Annotated in this window: 16 protein-coding genes; 6 read left to right on the top strand and 10 right to left on the bottom strand. The window is 61.2% G+C overall.

Features of this window, described 5'->3' with window-relative positions:
* Positions 1 to 20: 20 nt before the first annotated feature.
* The 6 genes from P0D73_RS11255 to oxlT form a co-directional block, all read right to left on the bottom strand.
* The gene (locus tag P0D73_RS11255) at positions 21 to 1,238 is read right to left on the bottom strand and encodes a YbfB/YjiJ family MFS transporter (protein ID WP_408287072.1); all 1,218 of its coding nucleotides are present in this window, start codon (positions 1,236 to 1,238) and stop codon (positions 21 to 23) included.
* 355 nt (positions 1,239 to 1,593) lie between these two features.
* Positions 1,594 to 2,520 (bottom strand): LysR family transcriptional regulator, encoded by a 927-nt coding sequence (locus P0D73_RS11250; RefSeq protein ID WP_408251890.1) that lies wholly within the window; start codon positions 2,518 to 2,520, stop codon positions 1,594 to 1,596.
* A 102-nt stretch (positions 2,521 to 2,622) separates the two neighbouring features.
* The gene (locus tag P0D73_RS11245; protein ID WP_408178530.1) at positions 2,623 to 3,054 is read right to left on the bottom strand and encodes a PAS domain-containing protein; all 432 of its coding nucleotides are present in this window, start codon (positions 3,052 to 3,054) and stop codon (positions 2,623 to 2,625) included.
* A 104-nt stretch (positions 3,055 to 3,158) separates the two neighbouring features.
* Complete coding sequence (gene frc / locus P0D73_RS11240) at positions 3,159 to 4,409, bottom strand: formyl-CoA transferase (protein ID WP_132383802.1); 1,251 nt, start codon at positions 4,407 to 4,409, stop codon at positions 3,159 to 3,161.
* 25 nt (positions 4,410 to 4,434) lie between these two features.
* On the bottom strand, positions 4,435 to 6,177 hold the full coding sequence (gene oxc / locus P0D73_RS11235) for an oxalyl-CoA decarboxylase (RefSeq protein WP_408316003.1): 1,743 nt from the start codon (positions 6,175 to 6,177) through the stop codon (positions 4,435 to 4,437).
* Positions 6,178 to 6,241: 64 nt separating this feature from the next.
* Positions 6,242 to 7,573, bottom strand: a complete 1,332-nt coding sequence (gene oxlT, locus P0D73_RS11230; protein ID WP_408431357.1) for an oxalate/formate MFS antiporter — start codon at positions 7,571 to 7,573, stop codon at positions 6,242 to 6,244.
* Positions 7,574 to 7,869: 296 nt separating this feature from the next.
* Here oxlT and P0D73_RS11225 point away from each other — a divergent pair, with 296 nt between their 5' ends.
* Both P0D73_RS11225 and P0D73_RS11220 read left to right on the top strand, forming a co-directional pair.
* Complete coding sequence (locus tag P0D73_RS11225) at positions 7,870 to 8,427, top strand: hypothetical protein (RefSeq protein WP_408178532.1); 558 nt, start codon at positions 7,870 to 7,872, stop codon at positions 8,425 to 8,427.
* A 582-nt stretch (positions 8,428 to 9,009) separates the two neighbouring features.
* Positions 9,010 to 9,597 (top strand): hypothetical protein, encoded by a 588-nt coding sequence (locus P0D73_RS11220; protein WP_408178533.1) that lies wholly within the window; start codon positions 9,010 to 9,012, stop codon positions 9,595 to 9,597.
* A gap of 80 nt (positions 9,598 to 9,677) precedes the next feature.
* On the opposite strand, the gene P0D73_RS11215 is transcribed toward P0D73_RS11220, so the two are convergent.
* The 4 genes from P0D73_RS11215 to P0D73_RS11200 form a co-directional block, all read right to left on the bottom strand.
* The gene (locus P0D73_RS11215) at positions 9,678 to 10,841 is read right to left on the bottom strand and encodes an asparaginase (protein ID WP_408431354.1); all 1,164 of its coding nucleotides are present in this window, start codon (positions 10,839 to 10,841) and stop codon (positions 9,678 to 9,680) included.
* A gap of 113 nt (positions 10,842 to 10,954) precedes the next feature.
* Entirely contained in the window at positions 10,955 to 12,454 is a 1,500-nt protein-coding gene (gene cuyB / locus P0D73_RS11210; RefSeq protein ID WP_408431352.1) for a cysteate racemase, read from the bottom strand.
* Positions 12,451 to 13,740 carry a dicarboxylate/amino acid:cation symporter gene (locus P0D73_RS11205; RefSeq protein WP_408178536.1) on the bottom strand — a complete coding sequence of 430 codons (1,290 nt, stop codon included), beginning with the start codon at positions 13,738 to 13,740 and terminating at the stop codon, positions 12,451 to 12,453. Before P0D73_RS11205 ends, cuyB begins: the two co-directional genes overlap by 4 nt.
* 181 nt (positions 13,741 to 13,921) lie before the next feature.
* Positions 13,922 to 14,836, bottom strand: a complete 915-nt coding sequence (locus P0D73_RS11200) for a LysR substrate-binding domain-containing protein (protein WP_408287080.1) — start codon at positions 14,834 to 14,836, stop codon at positions 13,922 to 13,924.
* Between the two features lie 324 nt (positions 14,837 to 15,160).
* Between P0D73_RS11200 and P0D73_RS11195 the strand changes: the two genes are divergently transcribed.
* The 4 genes from P0D73_RS11195 (at position 15,161) to P0D73_RS11180 (ending at position 19,619) form a co-directional block, all read left to right on the top strand.
* Complete coding sequence (locus P0D73_RS11195; RefSeq protein ID WP_408431350.1) at positions 15,161 to 16,183, top strand: SGNH/GDSL hydrolase family protein; 1,023 nt, start codon at positions 15,161 to 15,163, stop codon at positions 16,181 to 16,183.
* A gap of 199 nt (positions 16,184 to 16,382) precedes the next feature.
* Positions 16,383 to 17,099, top strand: coding sequence for a glutathione S-transferase C-terminal domain-containing protein (locus tag P0D73_RS11190; RefSeq protein ID WP_408431348.1), 717 nt, complete (start codon positions 16,383 to 16,385; stop codon positions 17,097 to 17,099).
* 131 nt (positions 17,100 to 17,230) lie between these two features.
* Complete coding sequence (locus P0D73_RS11185) at positions 17,231 to 18,643, top strand: NAD(P)-binding protein (protein ID WP_408431346.1); 1,413 nt, start codon at positions 17,231 to 17,233, stop codon at positions 18,641 to 18,643.
* A 16-nt stretch (positions 18,644 to 18,659) separates the two neighbouring features.
* Positions 18,660 to 19,619 (top strand): alpha/beta fold hydrolase, encoded by a 960-nt coding sequence (locus P0D73_RS11180; protein WP_408431344.1) that lies wholly within the window; start codon positions 18,660 to 18,662, stop codon positions 19,617 to 19,619.
* Positions 19,620 to 19,673 lie beyond the last annotated feature (54 nt).

The following is a 19,673-nucleotide window of genomic DNA, read 5'->3' as shown; positions in this document are numbered from 1 at the left end:
AAACGCGTGGAGCGGTGTGGCTAGGCTTGCTTCGAACCGAAGCGAAGCGCCGCGAACAGATCCACCGCCAGAGCAAGCGCCAAAGACGCCGCGCCGATCACGAACAGCGTCGCGTAGTTGCCGCCGTCGTGCGCGAACAGGAACGACAAGCCATACGCCGCGACGGCCTGCAAGACGGCGAAACTGGTGGTCGCCGCGCTCCAGGCGCCTTTCTGGGCAGCCGGATGATGGGCGAGCAATTCATTGACCCTGCCGAGCACGAGCGCGACGATGCCCGGCACGAACGCGCCGACTACGACGCTCGACACGATCAGTGCCGCAGGTCCGCGCACGACAGCCGGCAACGCGACCGCGACGATCTGCAGGAGATAGGCCACGCGCAGCGCCGGGCCGAACCCGGTACGGTCAGCCAGATGACCACTCAGCAACGGGCCCACAATCGCGCCGAGTCCAAACAGCACCCAATATTGCGCGCCGGCATCGAGGCCCTTGCCGAGGCCGCGTGCCACGAAATCGACCAGAAAGATCATGTGCGGAACGAGCCCCACGGCGTTCAACGCATACTCGGTGTAGAGCGCGCGCATCGATGCAGCCGGATAAGACCGGCCATGCCCTCGGTGATGCGCCGTGTGCTGCACGGCGGATTCGCCTCGGCCGGGCCAGCCGTTCCACGCGACGGCCGTCAGCGCGAGGGAGATCGCGGCAAGTCCCAGCCACGTTTGAATCAAGCCCTGACGCAGCAGTATCGGCACGATCGTCCCGGATGCCGCGATGCCAAGACCAATGCCGCTGAAGATCGCACCGCTCGCAAAGCCCTTGCGCGATGGGGTGACGTGCGCGAGGACCGTCGGCGCGGCCAGCACCATCAGCGCGCCGCCCGCCAGGCCGGATGCGAAGCGCCAGCCGAAGAACCAGAGAAACGAAACCGGAAACGCGCAGGCGACGAACGCGGCGGTCACGAGCAGCATCATCGCGCGCAGAACGAACGTGGCGTCGAAACGCCGTGCCAGCCAACCGCCTGCGAGCGCGCCCGCCAGATAGCCGCCGAGATTGGCTGCACCGAGATAGGCAGCGGTCGACGCCGGAAACCAGTGCGCGCTGACGATCGCCGGCAATAACGGGGTATAAGCAAAGCGCGCGAGGCCGATACCGACAAGGCTCGCGCTGGCTCCTGCCAGCGTGCCGCGCCAGACATTGAATGCCGGCGGGATCGGTTCGTTGACGACTGCACGTTGCATCACTGCCTCCACTGTTCGGTTGCGTGCCGACTCGTCTTGCTGGCGGGCTCGACACGATAGGTACGAAGGTCACGGCTCGCAATGCCTCTCATGAGGATTGCAAACTGAATGCGGAATGCCTCGCAATGGGACGAGCGATGCCTGGAGCGCCGGCGCTGTGGCCGCCGTCCACGTGCAGGATGTTTGCCCGTTGCGAAGATTGCCGATTCGAGTCGAGCGTGGCGTCGGTTGCGTCAGTGAACTGGCCGGGACGGCCGACCGCTTGCGCTAGGTGATCTCGATGGGACTAAGTCTAGATTGAACCGATTGAAGAGAGAATCCACGCGGCACGGTAGACATTCTTCCGCGAAACGATTCAATTTCGCGTGGTAATCCGCTGGGATTGGGTGAAATGCTGGCGCAGGCGCGGCGCCGCGAAATCGACGAACGCGCGCACCTTGGGCACGGCAAGGCGCCCGTGCGGCGTCAGCAGGTGGACCGGCAGCGGAGCGGGCTCGTTGTCGCTCAGGACGATCTTGAGCGAGCCGTCCTTGACCTGTTCGGCGATGTGGTAGGAAAACATGCGGGTGACGCCGTGTCCCGCGACCGCCGAGGCCACGGCCGCCTGAATACTGTTGACGATAAAGCGGGGCGTGAATTGCACAACGCGCGGAATCGTCGAGCCGTTCGGCGGCGGAAAGCTCCACGAATCCAGGCCGAAGTGGGTCATGGAGATGATCTGATGCTGGGCCAGATCGGCAGGTTCGGTGATTGGCGGGTGCTTCGCCAGGTAGCGAGGCGACGCGGCAACGACCCGCCGCACTTCGCCGACGGGGATCGCCACCAGCGTCGAATCGGGCAGATGAGCGATGCGCAACGCCAGATCCATCCCTTCGTCAATCAGGCTCACCGGGCGGTCGAGCATATTCAGGCGCACCGAGACCGCCGGATAGCGGTCGACGAATTCGTCGATGATCGGCTGCAGCATGTCCTGGCCGGCGGCCACCGGTGCGGTGATCGTGAGCAGCCCGCGCGGCGCGGAGCGCTCGCCGGCGATCAGCAGATCGGCCTCTTCGAGATCGGTGAGAATGCGCCGGCAGGCGGCGGCATATCGCTCGCCGGCTTCGCTCAGTTTGATCGTGCGTGTCGTGCGATGCAGCAGGGCCGTGCCGACATGTTCTTCCAGGAACGCAATGGCGCGGCTAACCGCGGCGGGCGAGCGGCCGAGCCGACGGCTCGCGCCGGCCAGGCTCCCTTCGTCGAGCGTGGCGACGAACACCTTCATTGCGTCGATGCGGTCCATGTTGCCTGATCCGGTGTGATTGAAAACGCGATCTGGCAGAGTCTACAGCGACGGACGGCAAGACGACGGCGGGAACGGCGAAGGACTGGGGCAACGACGCGCTCACGCGCCGGCGGATGCCTCCAGTTCGGCAAGCCGCTTGCGCAGCAGGCGATCCTCCTGAAAGCGGCTGGTTTCGTCGCGGATCACTGCGACGATGCCGGTGAGTTCGTTTGTCGGCGAGTGCAGCAAGGCGACCGTGAAGGCAATCGACAGCGAGCGCCCGTCCTTGTGCACGGCGGGGACGCGCAGCACGTCGTTGCCATAGCGGGTTTCGCCTGTTGCCATGGTCTTCTGATAGCCGTCCCAATGGCGGCCGCGCAGACGTTCCGGGATGATCAGGTCCAGCGAGTTGCCGAGCGCCTCGCTTTGCGTGAAGCCGAACATGCGTTCAGCCGCGGGGTTCCAGAATGTGATGCTGCCGCGGGCGTCTGAAATGATGATCGCGTCGCCGATTGCGTTGGCAAGTTGCTGGAAGTCGATGGCTTGCTGCATGGCGCTCCCCCAATGTGAAAACACGAATGCTCAATAGAATACGGCGCCGCCAGGGACGCCGCATCGGCAAGGCCGGGCTTATACCCGGCCTTGCATAGCACCATTTAAACCGCTTTTACTTCGCGCAGGTTGAAAATGTCCTGCTTGCTGTAGCCGAGGCTCGCGAGCACTTCTTCCGTGTGTTCGCCCAGCAGCGGCGAGGCGGTGATTTCCGGCTTCATATCCGAAAACTTGATCGGGCTGCCGACAGTCAGATACGAGCCGCGTTTCTTGTGCGGCACTTCGACAATCGTGCCGCTCGCGCGCAGCGACGGATCGTTGGCCAGTTCCTTCATCGTCAGCACCGGTGCGCACGGAATGTCGAACTTGCGCAGGATGTCGACCGCTTCGAACTTGGTCTTGTCGGCAAGCCAGCCTTCGATCGTTTTGAAGATGTCGAAGATATGCGGTTGACGTGCTTCCGCCGTCTTGTAGGCCGGGTCATCGATCCACTCGGGCTTGCCGAGCGCTTTGCAGATCGGTTCCCACGCGTGACCCTGGATCGTGAAGTAGATGTAAGCGTTCGGATCCGTTTCCCAGCCCTTGCACTTGAGCACCCAACCCGGCTGGCCGCCGCCGCCCGCATTGCCGCCGCGCGGCACCACATCGCTGAATTCGCCGTGCGGATACTGCGGATATTCCTCGAGGTAGCCGACACGCTCCAGCCGCTGCTGGTCGCGCAGTTTCACGCGGCACAGGTTGAGCACGCTGTCCTGCATCGACACGGCGACTTTCTGGCCCTTGCCGGTTTTGTCGCGTCCCAGCAATGCAGTCAGAATGCCAATGGCCAGATGCATGCCGGTGTTGCTATCGCCGAGCGCCGCGGCGCTGATGGTCGGCGGGCCGTCCCAGAAGCCGGTGGTGGAGGCCGCGCCGCCTGCGCATTGCGCGACGTTTTCGTAGACCTTCAGGTCGTCGTAGTGGTGGCCGTCGCTGAAGCCCTTCACCGAGGCGACGATCATCTTCGGGTTGAGTTCGTTCAGCCGTTCCCACGAAAAGCCCATCCGGTCCAACGCGCCCGGGCCGAAATTCTCGACCAGCACATCCGATTCGCGGATCAGCTTTTCGAGCACCTCTTTGCCTTCGGGTTTTTTCGTGTCCAGCGTGAGCGACTTCTTGTTGCTGTTGAGCATCGTGAAGTACAGCGCGTCCGCATCGGGGATATCGCGTAACTGATTGCGCGTCACGTCGCCGGAACCCGGCCGTTCAACCTTGATGACGTCCGCGCCGAACCAGGCGAGCAACTGCGTGCATGCGGGGCCCGCCTGAACGTGCGTGAAGTCGATGATCCTGATGCCTTCGAGAGGTTTGCTCATGTTGAAATCTCCGTGGTTGCCCAGACTACTTTTTCATTGCCGCGCTTTGCGGATTCAAATTGGTCAGTCGGCCGCTTTCGGTGCCGGCCGCTTCGTCGATGACGGCATTGATCAGGCTCGGCTTGCCCGAAGCGATCGATTCGAGCAGCGCCTTCGTCAACTCTTCGGGCGTGGTCGCGTGATAGCCGATGCCGCCGAATGCCTCGATCATCTTGTCGTAGCGCGCGTTCTTCACGAACACGGTCGGCGCGACGTCCTTGCCGCCAGTCGGGTTCACGTCGGTGCCGCGATACACGCCGTTGTTGTTGAAGACGATCGTGCAGACCGGCAGGTCGTATCGGCAGATGGTTTCGAGTTCCATGCCGCTGAAGCCGAACGCGCTGTCGCCTTCGATCGCTACAACCGGTTTGCCGCTCGTCACCGCCGCGCCGATCGCGAAGCCCATGCCGATGCCCATGATTCCCCACGTGCCCGAATCGAAGCGCTTGCGCGGCTCGTACATGTCGATGATGCTGCGCGCGTAGTCGAGCGTGTTCGCGCCTTCATTGACGACGTTGATGTCCGGGCGCGTCTTCAGCACGTCGCGGATCGCACGCAACGCGCTGTGGAAATTCATCGGCGACGGATTCTTGTCGAGCGTCGCGGCCATCTTGGCGAGGTTCTTGTTCTTGCGCTCGGCGATCGCGCCGGTCCACTCGGCGCTCGGCTTCGTGTAGCTCGCATCGATGCCTTCGCGCAGCGCCGCCACGCACGAGCCGATATCGCCGATCACCGGCGCGGCAATCGCGACGTTGCTGTCGATCTCCGTCGGCGAGATGTCGATCTGGACGAACTTCTTCGGCTCGGCGCCCCACGTCTTGCCCTTGCCATGCGAGAGCAACCAGTTCAGACGCGCGCCGATCAACACGACGACATCGGCTTCCTGCAGCACGAACGAACGAGCCGCCGACGCCGACTGCTCGTGCGTATCGGGCAGCAGGCCCTTGGCCATCGACATTGGCAGATACGGGATGCCGCTTTGTTCGACGAACGCGCGAATCTCCGCGTCGGCCTGCGCGTACGCCGCGCCCTTGCCGAGCAGGATCAGCGGACGCTTGGCGCTCTTCAGCACATCGATTGCGCGCTTGACCGATTCCGGTGCGGGCAACTGACGCGGCGCGGCGTCGATCACGCGTACCAGCGATTGCTGCGCTTTCACGGCGTCCAGCGTTTGCGCGAGCAGCTTGGCAGGCAAGTCCAGATACACGCCGCCCGGACGGCCCGACACCGCAGCCCGGATTGCCCGCGCCACGCCGATGCCGATATCTTCCGCATGCAGCACGCGATACGCGGCCTTCGCGTACGGCTTGGCCGCATTCAACTGATCCATCTCTTCGTAGTCACCCTGCTGCAGGTCGACGATTTCGCGCTCGCTCGAACCGCTGATCAGGATCATCGGGAAGCAGTTGGTGGTCGCGTTGGCGAGCGCGGTCAGTCCATTCAGAAAGCCGGGTGCCGACACCGTCAGGCAGATGCCCGGCTTCTTCGTCATGTAACCGGAAACGGCCGCCGCATTGCCTGCGTGCTGTTCATGGCGAAAGCCGATGAAACGCATGCCTTCGGCTTGGGCAAGCCGCGCCAGGTCGGTGATCGGGATGCCGACCAGGCCAAAGATGGTGTTGATGTCGTTCAGTTTCAGCGCGTCGATGACGAGATGGAATCCGTCGGTCGTCTCGGTCGCCTGTTGTGTCGACGTTTCGTCTGTTGTGGGCTGGTCGGCTTCTGCCATGACATCTCTCCTTGGTGGCGGGGCGTTGTGTGGTTTGTTGCGAGCGGTGCGCTCACGTGGTCAGTCAATCAGGCGTGCCGCCGGACGACGGCTGCAGCCTTGCCTCAGCGATGACCACGCTGGTCGGCGCGCCTGAGTTTTCGATCCAGCGCTTTCTCATGGGGGCGAGGATGAACTTTGCGGACACGGCTGCCGCGATCGACACCACGGCGGCCGAGATGAACACCGTGCTCCATCCGCCGTTCACCGACAGCACCGATGCAAGCGGTACCAGCATCGATGCCGTGCCCTTCGCGGTGTAAAGCGTTCCCGCGTTGGCTGCGGCGTATTTGCTGCCGAACGTGTCCGCGCAGGTCGCCGGGAAGATCGAGAAGATTTCGCCCCAGCACAGGAACACGGCGGCCGCGAAGAACATGAAGGCGTACGGGTTATGGCCGAACTGCATGAGTCCTAGCAGTGCGACGCCTTCGCCGAGAAAGATCATGAACATCGTGTTTTCCCGGCCGATGCGGTCCGACAGAAAGCCGCACAAGGGACGGGTGAAGCCGTTGCACAGGTTGTCGATAGACAGTGTCATCGTGAGGAGCGGCAGCGTGACGCCCATCAGATTCACAGGCAGCTTGGCAAAGCCGTATTCCTTCGCAATCGGCCCGAGCTGCGCGGTCGCGATGATGCCGCCGGCCGCGACGAATACGAACATCAGATACAGCACCCAGAAGAGCGGCGAACGGATCATCTCGCCTGGCGTGTAGTCGATCTTGCTAGCGACGATGCGTTTAGCGGCGACGGCGGTTGCGGGCGGCTTCGGCCGGATCAGCATGGTGGCGAGCAGCAGAATGCAGACGCCCTGGAAAATGCCGAAGAACATGAACGTGTGCTGGTAGCCGGAACGCTGGATCATGTCGGCGATCGGAATCACGGTGACGGCCGCGCCAGCGCCAAAACCCGCCGCGGTCAAACCAGCCGCGAGACCGCGCTTGTCCGGAAACCATTTGAGCGCCGTGCCGACGCAGGTGCCGTACACGCAGCCCGCGCCGATCCCGGCGATGACTGCCGCGACATACAGCGCGGCGAGACTGCTCGCATGCGCGTCGATGATCCAGCCGAGCGCCGCGCACAGCGAGCCGCCGATTACGACCGGGCGCGGCCCGAACTTATCGACGAGCCAACCTTCGACGGGCACGAGCCAGGTTTCGGTGACGATGAAGATCGTGAACGCGGTCTGGATCGCCGCTTGTCCCCAATGGTGGGCGTTGTCCATCGGTACGACGAACAGCGTCCACGCATATTGCAGGTTCGCGACGAGTCCCATGCACACAATGCCGATCGCGAGTTGCACCCAGCGGTGATGCGTGAATGCAGTACGGCCTCTTTCCGATGCACTGGAATAGCCCATGTCTCCGTCTCCTGTATATTCCGTCGCGCTCAAGCGGCGCGTTGGACCTACGTGATCGAACCGCTTCATCGCCGCTAAGTTTGCGGGCAACGAGGCGCCAATGGTCGGCCAGAGGGAGCTGCACTAACGAAAACCCTTACCCGTCAAACGCAAAACCGCCGGGTGAGAGGCAATAGGTCGTGCAGCGCGTCTGAGGGGATGCTGCGCGAGAACAGTAATAAGTAAAAGTTAAAACATTTTATGGTTTGCATTAGGTATTCCTAATGGATGGACTGTCGCCCTTAGCCATGGCTTGATTGAGGGCGACGCTCCACTGTTTAAGTGCGCAGATCGGGCCGCTGAGGTTACTTGGGGTAAACCAATATATAAACAAAGCACTATCGTTTTTCGAAAAAACTTTAACTATTGTTTATTCATGGGCTCTTCTACTCTTTGGTCATGCCACCTGCCTGATGGAGACGACCATGAACCCCTTGCAATTCGACGCTGGCGACAGCGTGCACCATGCCGAAATCCAGGCGCAGCTGTGCGCCTATAACGCCGCTTTCGACGAACTCGGCCTGCGCTTTCGTTGGGATGCGCAGACGCTGGCGTTACTGGCCATGATCGAAGGCGAACAGGCGCAGATTGCCGCTTATATCGAAGCGCATCATGCGCACTTGTTGAATGCCTACAGCGCTGAGTTTTTGAGCCAGGCCATTCTGGAGAAGAAACGTGCGCGTTATCCGGCGCCATTGCCGAGACGTGTCGAAAGCGCGCCGCGTCAGAGTCGCGTGGTTCATCAGCCAGAGATGAGTAGCTGGCGCGAACGCGTTTCATATGAGGTGGATCTGCCGGCGCTGGCTGGTGTGTAGATGCGGTGGACGGCATGCGCGAGAGCTTGCGCATGCCGCCGAGCCTTGTTGACGTTCATTGATCCGAGTCGGGTCGCAGCGGTGCAGAAGGGACGACCGTTTCGACATGGCCTGTCTTTACATCGTAGACAAGGCCGGTGACCGAGCCACCCGCCTGGCGGGTCGCGCATTTGTCGACTTCATCGCGGCTGAACTGCAAAAGGAGCCGCTGGACTTTGTTGCCGCGACCTAGGCCCGGCGTATGCGGAGGCGCAGTTTCGGAAGATCGGAGCGGGCGTGACAGCCGTCCGGTGCACTGCCGTCAGCCTAATAGCGTCCTATAGCGGGGCCGATTGGTCAATAGAGAGGTGTGCTCTGTTGATCAATAACAACTCCCATCAGATACTCGAAGCATCGTCCCTACGCTCGCGGATCATGGCCACGTCGGCGGTGCGAGCGGACCGATTCTTCGCCGCCCACGTCCGCTTCGTGCGTGGGACGGTTTAAAAAATCGAGCGGGGCCGCCGTATTCTGATAGATGGCGTGCCGGCATGGTCCAGCAAATGGCGGGCGAGGCACGCGCGAGACTAGAGGAGGCCTGAAATGGCGCATGCGGATCTGGCGATACTTGGGGGCGTCGGGATTCTCGCGGTGGCCTGCCTGGTCGTGTGCGGTATTTACCTGTACTGGAGCAGCGACAGATACCGCGACCGGCAGCAGCGTTTGGAGACGCCAATCAGCGGGACCCAGGCGGCGGAGCAAAACGACGAACAGTTTTCGGAACCGGGGGCAACCATGGGCACGCAACTGAGCCATCGCTGCAAAACCTCGCTGTATCGGGCGGTATTCAACAACGCGCACGACGAAAGCATCGTGTTCCTGTTTGCCGGTGGCCGCGACGATGCTCGAAAGCGGGCGACCGGCGCGCTGGGTGCTATCCACGGCATTGCGGCCCATGAGGTGTCGCTGTCCAACCTCGCCTCGTTCGGCGAACTGGTCGACGTCGGCGTCAGCGAGGATGAGGAGTTGCGGATATTCGAAATGGCCTGGAAAGGTGCGGATGTCAGCGCCTGGGCCGAACACCCGCTTTTCCTGACCGATGATCCCAGTTTGATAGGCAAGTGGGCCGAACTGTACGCGGACCTTGCGCGGGAGTTGGCTGTCAGCGCGATCGACAGGGCGCGAGACTAACGAGCGGATCGGCTGTCACGGCTCGCCAATCGAAGACGGCCGCTTGGCCGTCCAAGATTGGCTCGTGCCGCGCACCCCCGTCAAAACGTGCCGGAGAACGCCTGTTGGACTTTGGCGGGATTGGTTGTACCGTTCGCGATCAGCAACTGGGTGAGCAAGCGCGCCTTTTGTGGATTCAGATCGAGCGAGACGACGAAACCACGCTTGTCGTCCTCGACTTCCACGTTTCTGTTGACGAACCCCGACATCACGCGCGTCGAGCGGACAACCACGATGCCCTTTTTCGCCGCCCGGTCGAGGGCAGCCAGCGCCTCCTTGGATGCATCGCCATCGCCTTCGCCCGCCAGCACGATACCTTTGGCTCCATCGGCAATAGCGTGATCGATCTGCGCTCCGTCCATGTTGCTGTGCGCATAGACGATTTCCACACGCGGTAGACGGCCATTTGCCGGCAAGCCAAGGGTATCGCGTGTCGAGGCAAGAGCAGGCGCGGGCGCGACGAAACGAATGCTGGCCGGATCTACATAGCCGATTACACCCGCGTTCGGCGAAGCAAAAGTCTGCACGGCTGTCGTGTTGGTCTTGGTAATCCAGCGCGGCCCGTGGATCTGATCATTCATGACCACCATCACACCTCGACCTCGCGCTTTCGGACTCGCTGCTACTTCCACGGCTTCGTAGAGATTGTTGGGGCCATCCGCGCTCGTCGATCCGCCGGGCCGCATCGACCCCACCAGAATCACCGGCTTATCCGAGCGCACGACGTTTTGCAGGAAGAATGCCGTTTCTTCCATCGTATCCGTGCCGTGGGTGATCAAGATCCCATCCGCTTCATTTCGATCGAAGGCCTCCTGGATGCGGCGCGCGAGCCGGAACCAGATCTCGTCGTTCATATCCTGCGATCCGACATTGGATATCTGCTCAGAGGTGATGCTCCCGAGTTTCTCAATGCCTGGAACCGCCCGAACCAGTTCCTGACCTTTGACGTTGCCCGAGTTGTAGCCAATGGCCGAACGCGGGTCGGCTGTGCCGGCAATCGTGCCGCCGGTCGCCAAAACGAGAATCCGCGGCGAGGCGGCGGCCGGGCTTGCCGCATCGGTAGCGGCCGCGTTATCAGAGGTTGTCTCCGCAGCCCAAACGCTGGTGCCGTACAAGGAACCAGCGCATACCAGAAGCACAGCGGCTAGCGTTGTGCTCGACTTACGCAGACAGGCAGCCTGTTGAAGGGTAGTCTTGGTGTTCATGTCCAGTGTCCTATAAGGATTTAACAGCGCAAAGAAAGACGTCGCATGTCGACGTCATCAGGCAGTACTACTTTCTACAGGCGTCTACTGTGTTCGTTGGCATGTCGCGTTAGTCAGCGAATTTGACCGGGTGAGTGTTCCGATCGGGTAGTGGGCCGTTCCGCGGCCGCCGTTGCCAGGGCCACGCATTGCTGTGCCAGGACATCGGTCGGGTCGACCAGACTGACGTGCATGCCGGTCGCGCCGACGAAACTCTTCTGTGGCAATAAAAGTGGCAACTCGGTGCATCCCAGGATGATCACTTCGACGCCTTCCGCAATGAGCCCGTCAATGGCGGCGCAGACATCGTCCAGGCACTGCCCGGTGGTAAATCCCGCTTTCACGCCTTCCTTGCCGTAGATCGCTTCCATCACCCGCGCCTGCAAATCCGCGCGAGGCACGATTTGCTGCAATCCTCCTGATTCAAGAGCCTTCTCGTAGACGCCGCTTGCGATCGTGCCCGAAGTTGCCAGCACGCCGACGGAACGAAGCAGCGGAAACGTCTCGCGGAGATGGCGGACCGTCACCGTCAACATATTGACGATTGGTATGCCGAGATACGGCTGAATGCGTTCAACAAATGCATGCGCGGTGTTACACGGAATAGCGATGAGGTCCGCATCGCCCGACTCGAGCTTCTTGCAGGTCGCGTAAAGCGAAATAGTCGGGTCGGGCCCGTCACCGATCAGGTTTTCCGTGCGATCGGGAATCTGGGGATTCTGTTCAATCAGAAGCCTGATATGGTCCTGGTCGCGATTCGCCGGCGTGTTGCGTACGATCTTCTGCATGAAGTCCACCGTAGCCGCGGGCCCGACCCCACCCACCACGCCCACCTTGAAGATTGATTCGGGCGAACCGTAATCGCCCGCTATCACGTACTGCGCATAGGCAAGATTCGAATCGATCAGTGGCACTCGGAAAGCACCCATTTCCCCGACCACGAGTGCGACCTCGGTCATGCCCGGCACAATGATATTGGCGCCTTGCGCAATGAGGTCCTCGCACGCCTCGCGCAGAAGCGCAACGGGCCGGCCGGACAGGTTTCCGCTCTTGACGCCGTTCGCGCCGTAGACCGCTTCGGTGATGAGGTCGACGCCGTCACGTGGACGGGGATGAATGATTTCAAATTCCGGTGCCGCGAAATACTTCTCAAACAATCCTTTTCGACGGGTGTAGTCCGAGGTCAGCACGCCGATTCGCCGCGCGGTCGGAAATTTTCTGCGAACATGGCTGCGCACGGCTTCGACCATATCGACAATCTGCAGGGGCGAGTTAGCCTTCAACTCATCGATGAACGTATGACTGAGAAAGCACGGGAGTACGACGGTCGTCACGCCTCGCTTCTCGAAACTGCTCATCATGTCGAAGATGTACAGCTTGCGCTGAGTCGTCGCTTCGCTACCCGTGACCGCGCCGCCAAAGGGATGCTGTTCGAAGATGACGTCGACGTGTTCCGCATCGCTCGACGCGGGCGTCGATTTGACGAGCTTGAAAAAGACGTCGGCACTCGCCAGTGGACCCAGGCCGCCCACCACGCCGAACTTCTTCCCGCTCAGCACGCTTGCGCTGATCATTTCGTCTCGCCTTGCAGTTGGCCCAAGGCAACGCTGTCACCATCGGCGAACTGCTTGACGGCCCGCTTCGCTTCCCACTTCGCAATAACGGCCGTCGCGATGCTGTTGCCAATCACGTTCGTGGCGGTTCGCCCCATATCGAGAATCTGATCGATAGCGAGGATCAGCACCACGCCGGACGGGGGCAGGTGAAACATCGGCGCAACAGCGGCGACCACCACCACGGAACCTCTTGCGACGCCGGCCATTCCCTTGCTGCTCAACATCAGGACCAGCAACATCATGATTTGCGCGCTGAGCGGCATGTCGATGCCGAACGCCTGCGCAATGAAAATCGCGGCAAACGCCTGGTACATCATCGAGCCATCGAGATTGAACGCATAGCCAAGCGGCAACGTAAAGCCGACGACTTTCTTGTCGATACCGAACGCTTCGAGCTTCTCGGTCAGACGCGGATAAGCGGCCTCGCTGCTCGCAGTCGAGAAGGCGAGCATGGCGGGTTCCCGGACGGCTTTTAGCAACTTCCAGATCGACTTGCCCAGAAAGACATGACCGACGAGGATGAGGACGATCCACAGCGTGACAAGACCGAGATAGAAGCTGCCGACGAGCTTGCCGTACGTGGCCAGCACATCCAGGCCGTTCACCGTAATCGCGGATGCCAGGGCGCCGAAAACACCGATGGGTGCGAGCCGCATCACATAGTCGGTCAACTTCAGCATGGTAGGTACGAGCGCATCGATGGCGGCGATCAGCGGTGTGACACGCGGGTCCTTTTTGATGGCGCTCAGGACGACGCCGAACAGGACCGAAAAGACGAGGATTTGCAGGATGTCATTTCGAGCCATCGCATCGATGATGCTGGAGGGAAACGCATGCGTGACGAAGTCCTTGAAGTTCAGACCCGCGGTGTTGAGGCCCGTGGCCACATCGGAACTGGTCTGCGTCATATGCAGTCCCGCGCCGGGTTGCAGCGCGTTCGCAAGGACGAGGCCGAGCGCGAGCGAGAACAGTGAGGCGCACACGAACCATCCCACCGACCTGAGCCCGATTCTGCGCACGTCGCTCGTCCCTTCCATGCCGGCGAGACCGGACACCAGCGTGGCGAAGACGAGCGGCGCGATGATCATCTTCACGAGCCGCAAGAAGATATCGGTGATGATCGAGAAGTAACCGGCGATGGTCTTCGCTTCCGCAGCACCGGCGGCGCTCCGGTGGCACACGTAGCCGACAATCACGCCGAGCGCCATGCCGACCACAATATAGAAAGTTAGGCGGTTTTTCATTTCCATCAGTCCGAGGGATGCGCACAAGGGTCAGACGTGACCGCAGTACGCTGGCAGGAGGCAAAAACGTCGTTAGCGACGCGGCGTTTCTGTGTATGGACGGATGATAGAGATGATCGAAAAAGACTCGATGCGGGTCCTGCATGGGGATATGCGAAACTCGCATAACGCGGGATAACCCCTAATCGACCGCAGGTGACGCGGCGCGAAGGTGGCGCCAGAGCGTGTCGAGAAACTCATTGCGATTCGACGCATCACGGTAGGCGCGAAGTTCGACTTCAAGATTCCATGTGTCGCGGCCCGCGAGCACCAGCTCGCCCGAGTCGAGTTCGGTGACGATCGAGCTTTTGGGAAGCCACGCGACTCCTTCGCCTTCCAGGACCAGTTTCTTGAGGACCTCCGCCATATCGGACTCGTAGTGAGGCCGCAAAGCCGGCGTCGTGTCGACCCGGCTCAAAAGCAGTGCAAGGCAGCGGCCGAAATAGCTGGTTTCTGTATACGAAATCAACGGCAATGGACGGGCCGCTGTTCCCGGCAACCGGAAGACGGGCGCACCACGTGGATTTGGCCGGCAGACTGGCAGCAGTACATCGACGCCGACGGTGACATGCTCATACCTGATCGGGTCGAGATGAAGGGGAAGCTCCGGGTGATGATAGGCGAACATCAGTTCGCAGTTGCCGTTCACGAGCATCAGAATGGAGTCGTGGACATTAGTGGGTATCACGCGGGCACGGACCTCACCGAAACGTGCCGTCAGCGCCTTCAACCAGGCGGGCAGGAAACTCAGCGCGATCGTATGACCCGCTGCAATCTGCAAGCCTTTGCCGGCCATGCGTTGATCGATGCGAATGATGGCTCGCGTATCGAACAGCTTGCCCAATATGTCGACCGCGGCCTCACGAAACAGTTGCCCGGCTGGCGTCAGCGTCGGAGGGAAACTGCTGCGGTCGATCAGGTCCGCGCCCACCCACTGCTCAAGCGACTGAATGCGCCTGCTGAACCCTGACTGCGTGACATTGCGGAACTCCGCCGCGCGCGAGAAGCTTTGATATTGGGAGAGTGCGATGAAGTCCTCGATCCACTTGATTTCCATGTCGGATCCGTTTTGTGTGTAATAGGGAGCGCGTGTTTCGAAGTGAGTGTGTGATTCTACGCTGGCAGATGTGTCCGATAAGTCATGAGGCACATGCGGAAAATCCCGGCGCTGAATTGATATGGAATCCTTTAATTGACGACGGTCGTACTCCCCGTAACTGCTTCATGTCGTCCGCCGCGCTCGAGAGCGTGCATGACAACCCGGCAACGCCAACTGCGACAGCGCACGCTTTTTGCTTGAATGGAGTGCTTATCGGGAGAGCGACGCGCGGTTAAGCCGCAAAGCGGCCACAGCTCTCCGGCCGGTTAGGGAGACGCTGCGATGCATGGAATAAATGACAAGGTACGCGCTGCAATTTTTGCCGCGGCGATCTCACTGCTCGCGGCGTGTGGCGGGCACGGAGGCGACTCGAATAATAGCGGCAGCGCAGCCACACCGGCAGGCGGCATCAATCTGCAAATCGTCTCGTTCGGCGACAGTCTTTCCGACGTCGGCACCTACGCGCCGCTCGCAAGCGCTGTCGGCGGCGGGCGTTTCACGACGAATCCCGGACAAGTGTGGACTCAGAATGTCGCGCAGTACTATGGCGACACGCTAAAGGCCGCATACACGATCGACATTACGCATAAGCTCAGTGCGCAGGGCGGCCTCGGCTATGCGGAAGGCGGCGCCACGGTAGCGACGCCGGCAAACCAATCCGATTTTCTGACTGCGGTGATCGGCAACGTCGAAATGCCTGTCAATCAGCAGGTTTCGAGCTATCTGGCCGCGCACAGCAGCTTTAACGCCAATCAACTGGTGCTCGTCTGGGCGGGCGCGAACGACGTGCTTCGCGCCGGGCCGCTGCCGGCTGCGGCGCCGACCGTGCAGACGGCGGCCAACACCCTCGCTCAGATAATCGGGCAGATCGTCCAGAACGGCGGTGTGCACGTCGTGGTTGTCAATCTTCCGAATGTCGGACTCTCGCCGGACGGCATCACGTCGTCCGATGGCGGGGCCAACTTGACCCAGTTATCGCAACTGTTCAACGATACCCTGACCACCGCGTTGCAGACCAGTGGCCTGCAAGCGAAAGTCATCCAGATCGATGCCTACACGTGGTTGAACGGGATCATCGCGAACTTTCAGGCCAATGGCTTCACCGTTTCGAACACGGCGCAGGCCTGCGACCCCAAGAAAACGCCCAATAATACGTCCTTGCTGTGCTCGCCGCCTACGTACGTGAGCTCTAACGCGGACCAGACGTACATGTTTGCCGACGACCTTCACCCGACGACACATTTGCATTCACTGTTTGCCCAGTTCGTGGAGCAGCAACTCGCCAAGAGCGGTCTGGGTCACTGAGTTCGGGAGCTTGTGTACGGCGCCTGGAAAAAAAGCCGATCAGGTCGATATCGTCTTCGCGCGCGCACGAGACGCACACGCCGATTACATGACGTTCAACCGCGAGTCGAGTAAGCTTGGGAGCATCGTACCCGCTTACTTCCGCGCGCCGCAGTAGCGACTTCCGCGTAGAGTGACGGCCCCTGGCGAGGAGCGCCTCATGCTGACGCTTTATTCGTATCCCGACCTGTTTGGCGTCGCCGACAACAATCCCTTCGGTCTCAAGGTATTCGCGTTCATGCGTCTGTGCGGGATGGATTTCGAGCATCGTCACATCCTCGACACGAGCCTTGCACCGCGCGGACAGTTGCCGTATCTGGTCGACGGTGAAGAAACGATTGGCGATAGCGACCGGATCATCGTGCATTTAAAGCGTCGATACGATCTAGGCATCGACCACGCGCTCTCGCCGGGGCAATTGAATCTCGACTTTCTGGTCCGGCGAACGCTCGACGACCTGTACTGGCCGATGAGCTTTTCACGCTGGCGCGACGACCGCTTCTGGCCGTCTTTCCGCGACGCCATTCTCGCAACGCACGCAGACGTGAGCGCGAGCGATCTCGAAGCCGCGCGCGAATACAACCGGTTGCGGTATCACTATCAAGGCATTGGCCGCTATGAGCCGGAGCAGGTCTATGCGAGAGGTATCGACGATCTGCGTGTCGTGGCGGATCTGCTCGGCGACGACGGATTTGTTTTTGGACCCGAGCCTGCCGCCGTCGACGCGGCGATCTATGGCTTTGTCGCCAACATCTACTTCTACGAGATCGACACGCCGCTGAAACAGTACGTGCTCTCGCGTCCCGCGCTCGTTCGTCATTGCGAGGCCATTCATGAGCGGATCAACATCGAGCTACGCGTGCGGGTATCCCCTTGAGGTGGGCGAATGGGCAACTCGGCAAAATGATCGATTGAGGTTTATTGATTCGCTGGAGCGCTTACATACGGCACCGACATGATTCATCGGCAATGCGTTGCCGCCGTAGAACGCATCGGGAGCGAGAGACAATGGACACTCAACCGATCGAAACCGACTACCTCGTCATCGGCGCGGGCGCGACTGCCATGGCCTTCGTCGACACGCTGCTCAGCGAGACCGATGCCCACGTGGTGATGGTTGACAGACACCATCGTCCCGGCGGTCACTGGAACGACGCCTATCCATTCGTCGGTCTGCACCAGCCGTCCGCCTTTTACGGCGTGAACTCGCGCGAGCTGAGCACCTGGACCAAAGACGAGACTGGCCTGAACATAGGCATGTACGAGTTGGCGAGCGGCGCGGAAGTGCTGAGCCATTTCGACCAGGTGATGCGGCAGCGCTTCTTGCCCTCGGGCCGCGTTCAATGGTTTCCAATGAGCGAATACAGCGCGGGCGTAGGCGGCACGCATCACTTCAAGTCGTTGATGAATGGCGACGAACGGCAAGTCGTTGCGCGCAGGAAACTCGTGAACGCCACTCATGCGCGGACAGAAGTGCCGTCGACGCATCCTCCCAAGTACACGGTTGCAGCAGACGTGAATTGCATTCCGTTGAACCGGCTACCCGACATACAAGGTCCGCATGCCTGCTATACGGTGGTCGGTTCCGGTAAAACTGGAATGGATGCCTGCCTCTGGCTGCTGCAAAACGGAGTGGCGCCGTCGCGTATCCGCTGGATCATGCCGCGCGATGCGTGGCTGCTGGACCGCGCCAACACGCAGCCCGGCGCGGAGAATCTGGAGAGGACGATCGGCAGCACCATCGGTCAGTTCGAAGCCATCGCCGAGGCGACTTCGATCCCCGATCTATTTGCCAGGCTGGAGCGGCGCGGGCTGCTCGTGCGCATCGACAAGGCAGTCGAACCCAGCATGTACCGATGCGCCATCATTTCTCAAGCGGAATTGGAACAACTCCGGCGCATTGAAGACATTGTGCGTCTCGGTCATCTGCAATCGGTGCAGTCGACGCAGATCACGCTCGATCGAGGCTCGCTACCCGCCGATCCCGATACGCTCTACATCGACTGCTCCGCCCGCGCGATCCAGATGCCGCCCGCGCTGCCTATATTCGACGGCGACCAGATCAATCTGCTGATGGTGCGCTGGTGCCAACCGGTGTTCAGCGCCGCGCTGATTGCGTATGTCGAGAGCCATGTCGCGGATCCGGACGAGCAGAACGCGCTGTGCCGCCTCGTGCCCAGCCCCGAGCATCCGATCGACTGGCTACGCATGTGGGCGGTGACCCTTGCTAACATGACAAGCTGGCGGCAGAACGCGGGTTTGAACGCCTGGCTGTCGCAATGCCGGCTGAACAGCCAGAACGCGATCATGCGTGGCATGCGGCCCGACGACACCGCCAAGCTCGCCTTGTTGCAGGAGAGCGGGGCCAAGGCCGCAGCAGCCGCCGCCAGGCTGCCAGCGTTGCTTGCTACTCTAAACTGACCTCATGGAGCAGACCTTGGACGAACTTCGCCTCGAGACGCTGCAGGTGGGAGCACTGCGCATGCGTGTAGCCAGCCAGGGCAGCGGCCCGCTTGTGCTGCTATGTCATGGCTTTCCGGAGTCCTGGTACTCCTGGCGACACCAGTTGGCGGCGCTTTCCGCCGCGGGGTTCCGTGCCGTCGCGCCGGATATGCGCGGCTATGGCGGGACCGATGCGCCGCCGGATGCGGACTCGTACACCATGCTGCATCTCGTCGGCGACATGGTCGAACTCGTCAACGTGTTGGGTGAGAGCGAGGCGGTGATCGTCGGCCATGATTGGGGTGCGCCGGTGGCCTGGAACGCGGCGATGATGCGGCCGGATCTGTTCCGTGCCGTTGTCGGCATGAGCGTGCCGTTTTATCCGCCTGCGCCGGAGGATTTGCTCAGTGCACTGGATCGTCAAGGAATACGAACATTCTATATGCAGTATTTTCAGACGCCCGGTGTGGCCGAGAGCGAGTTCGAGGCCGACCCCGAAGCCGCGATTCGACGGATCACGTTCAGCATGTCGGGCGATGGACCCGAGCGCGTTGTGGCAGGGATACTGGCGCCCGGTGCAGGTTTTCTCGACAGCACGGTTGACCCCCAGACGCTGCCAGGCTGGCTGACCAGCGAAGAGATCGCATACGTAGCGGGCGAGTTCGCGCGCACCGGCTTTAGAGGCGGACTGAACTGGTACCGCGGCATTCGACGCTCGTCGGAACTGATGGCCGCATGGCGAGGGGCCGTGATCCGGCAGCCTTCGATGTTCGTGGCGGGCGCGAGAGACGATGTTCTCAAGTTTCCGGGCTCGCAGGCTCGCATCGAGAATCTGACGCGCGTGCTGCCCGGATTGCGTGGTTCCCATATTCTCGATGGAGCGGGCCACTGGATTCAGCGCGAACGGTCGGCCGAAGTGAATGACCTGCTAGTTGCGTTCTTGAGAGGACTGTAAATCGGCATGGTCCCAGAGAATTGCTGCCGGGTTGGCCAGCGCCCTCGCAGCTGC

It is taken from the genome of Paraburkholderia sp. RL18-101-BIB-B, from assembly GCF_046026985.1.
Lineage (GTDB): Bacteria > Pseudomonadota > Gammaproteobacteria > Burkholderiales > Burkholderiaceae > Paraburkholderia.
This window is presented reverse-complemented; position numbering and strand designations above follow the sequence as displayed.

Excerpts from the sequence above, each read along its gene's own strand:
- P0D73_RS11245 (WP_408178530.1), bottom strand. The coding sequence starts at position 3,054 with ATGCAGCAAGCCATCGACTTCCAGCAACTTGCCAACGCAATCGGCGAC.
- P0D73_RS11190 (WP_408431348.1), top strand. The coding sequence starts at position 16,383 with ATGCTGACGCTTTATTCGTATCCCGACCTGTTTGGCGTCGCCGACAAC.
- P0D73_RS11215 (WP_408431354.1), bottom strand. The coding sequence starts at position 10,841 with ATGAACACCAAGACTACCCTTCAACAGGCTGCCTGTCTGCGTAAGTCG.
- P0D73_RS11185 (WP_408431346.1), top strand. The coding sequence starts at position 17,231 with ATGGACACTCAACCGATCGAAACCGACTACCTCGTCATCGGCGCGGGC.
- oxc (WP_408316003.1), bottom strand. The coding sequence starts at position 6,177 with ATGGCAGAAGCCGACCAGCCCACAACAGACGAAACGTCGACACAACAG.
- frc (WP_132383802.1), bottom strand. The coding sequence starts at position 4,409 with ATGAGCAAACCTCTCGAAGGCATCAGGATCATCGACTTCACGCACGTT.
- P0D73_RS11220 (WP_408178533.1), top strand. The coding sequence starts at position 9,010 with ATGGCGCATGCGGATCTGGCGATACTTGGGGGCGTCGGGATTCTCGCG.
- P0D73_RS11255 (WP_408287072.1), bottom strand. The coding sequence starts at position 1,238 with ATGCAACGTGCAGTCGTCAACGAACCGATCCCGCCGGCATTCAATGTC.
- P0D73_RS11205 (WP_408178536.1), bottom strand. The coding sequence starts at position 13,740 with ATGAAAAACCGCCTAACTTTCTATATTGTGGTCGGCATGGCGCTCGGC.
- oxlT (WP_408431357.1), bottom strand. The coding sequence starts at position 7,573 with ATGGGCTATTCCAGTGCATCGGAAAGAGGCCGTACTGCATTCACGCAT.
- P0D73_RS11250 (WP_408251890.1), bottom strand. The coding sequence starts at position 2,520 with ATGGACCGCATCGACGCAATGAAGGTGTTCGTCGCCACGCTCGACGAA.
- P0D73_RS11195 (WP_408431350.1), top strand. The coding sequence starts at position 15,161 with ATGCATGGAATAAATGACAAGGTACGCGCTGCAATTTTTGCCGCGGCG.
- P0D73_RS11200 (WP_408287080.1), bottom strand. The coding sequence starts at position 14,836 with ATGGAAATCAAGTGGATCGAGGACTTCATCGCACTCTCCCAATATCAA.
- cuyB (WP_408431352.1), bottom strand. The coding sequence starts at position 12,454 with ATGATCAGCGCAAGCGTGCTGAGCGGGAAGAAGTTCGGCGTGGTGGGC.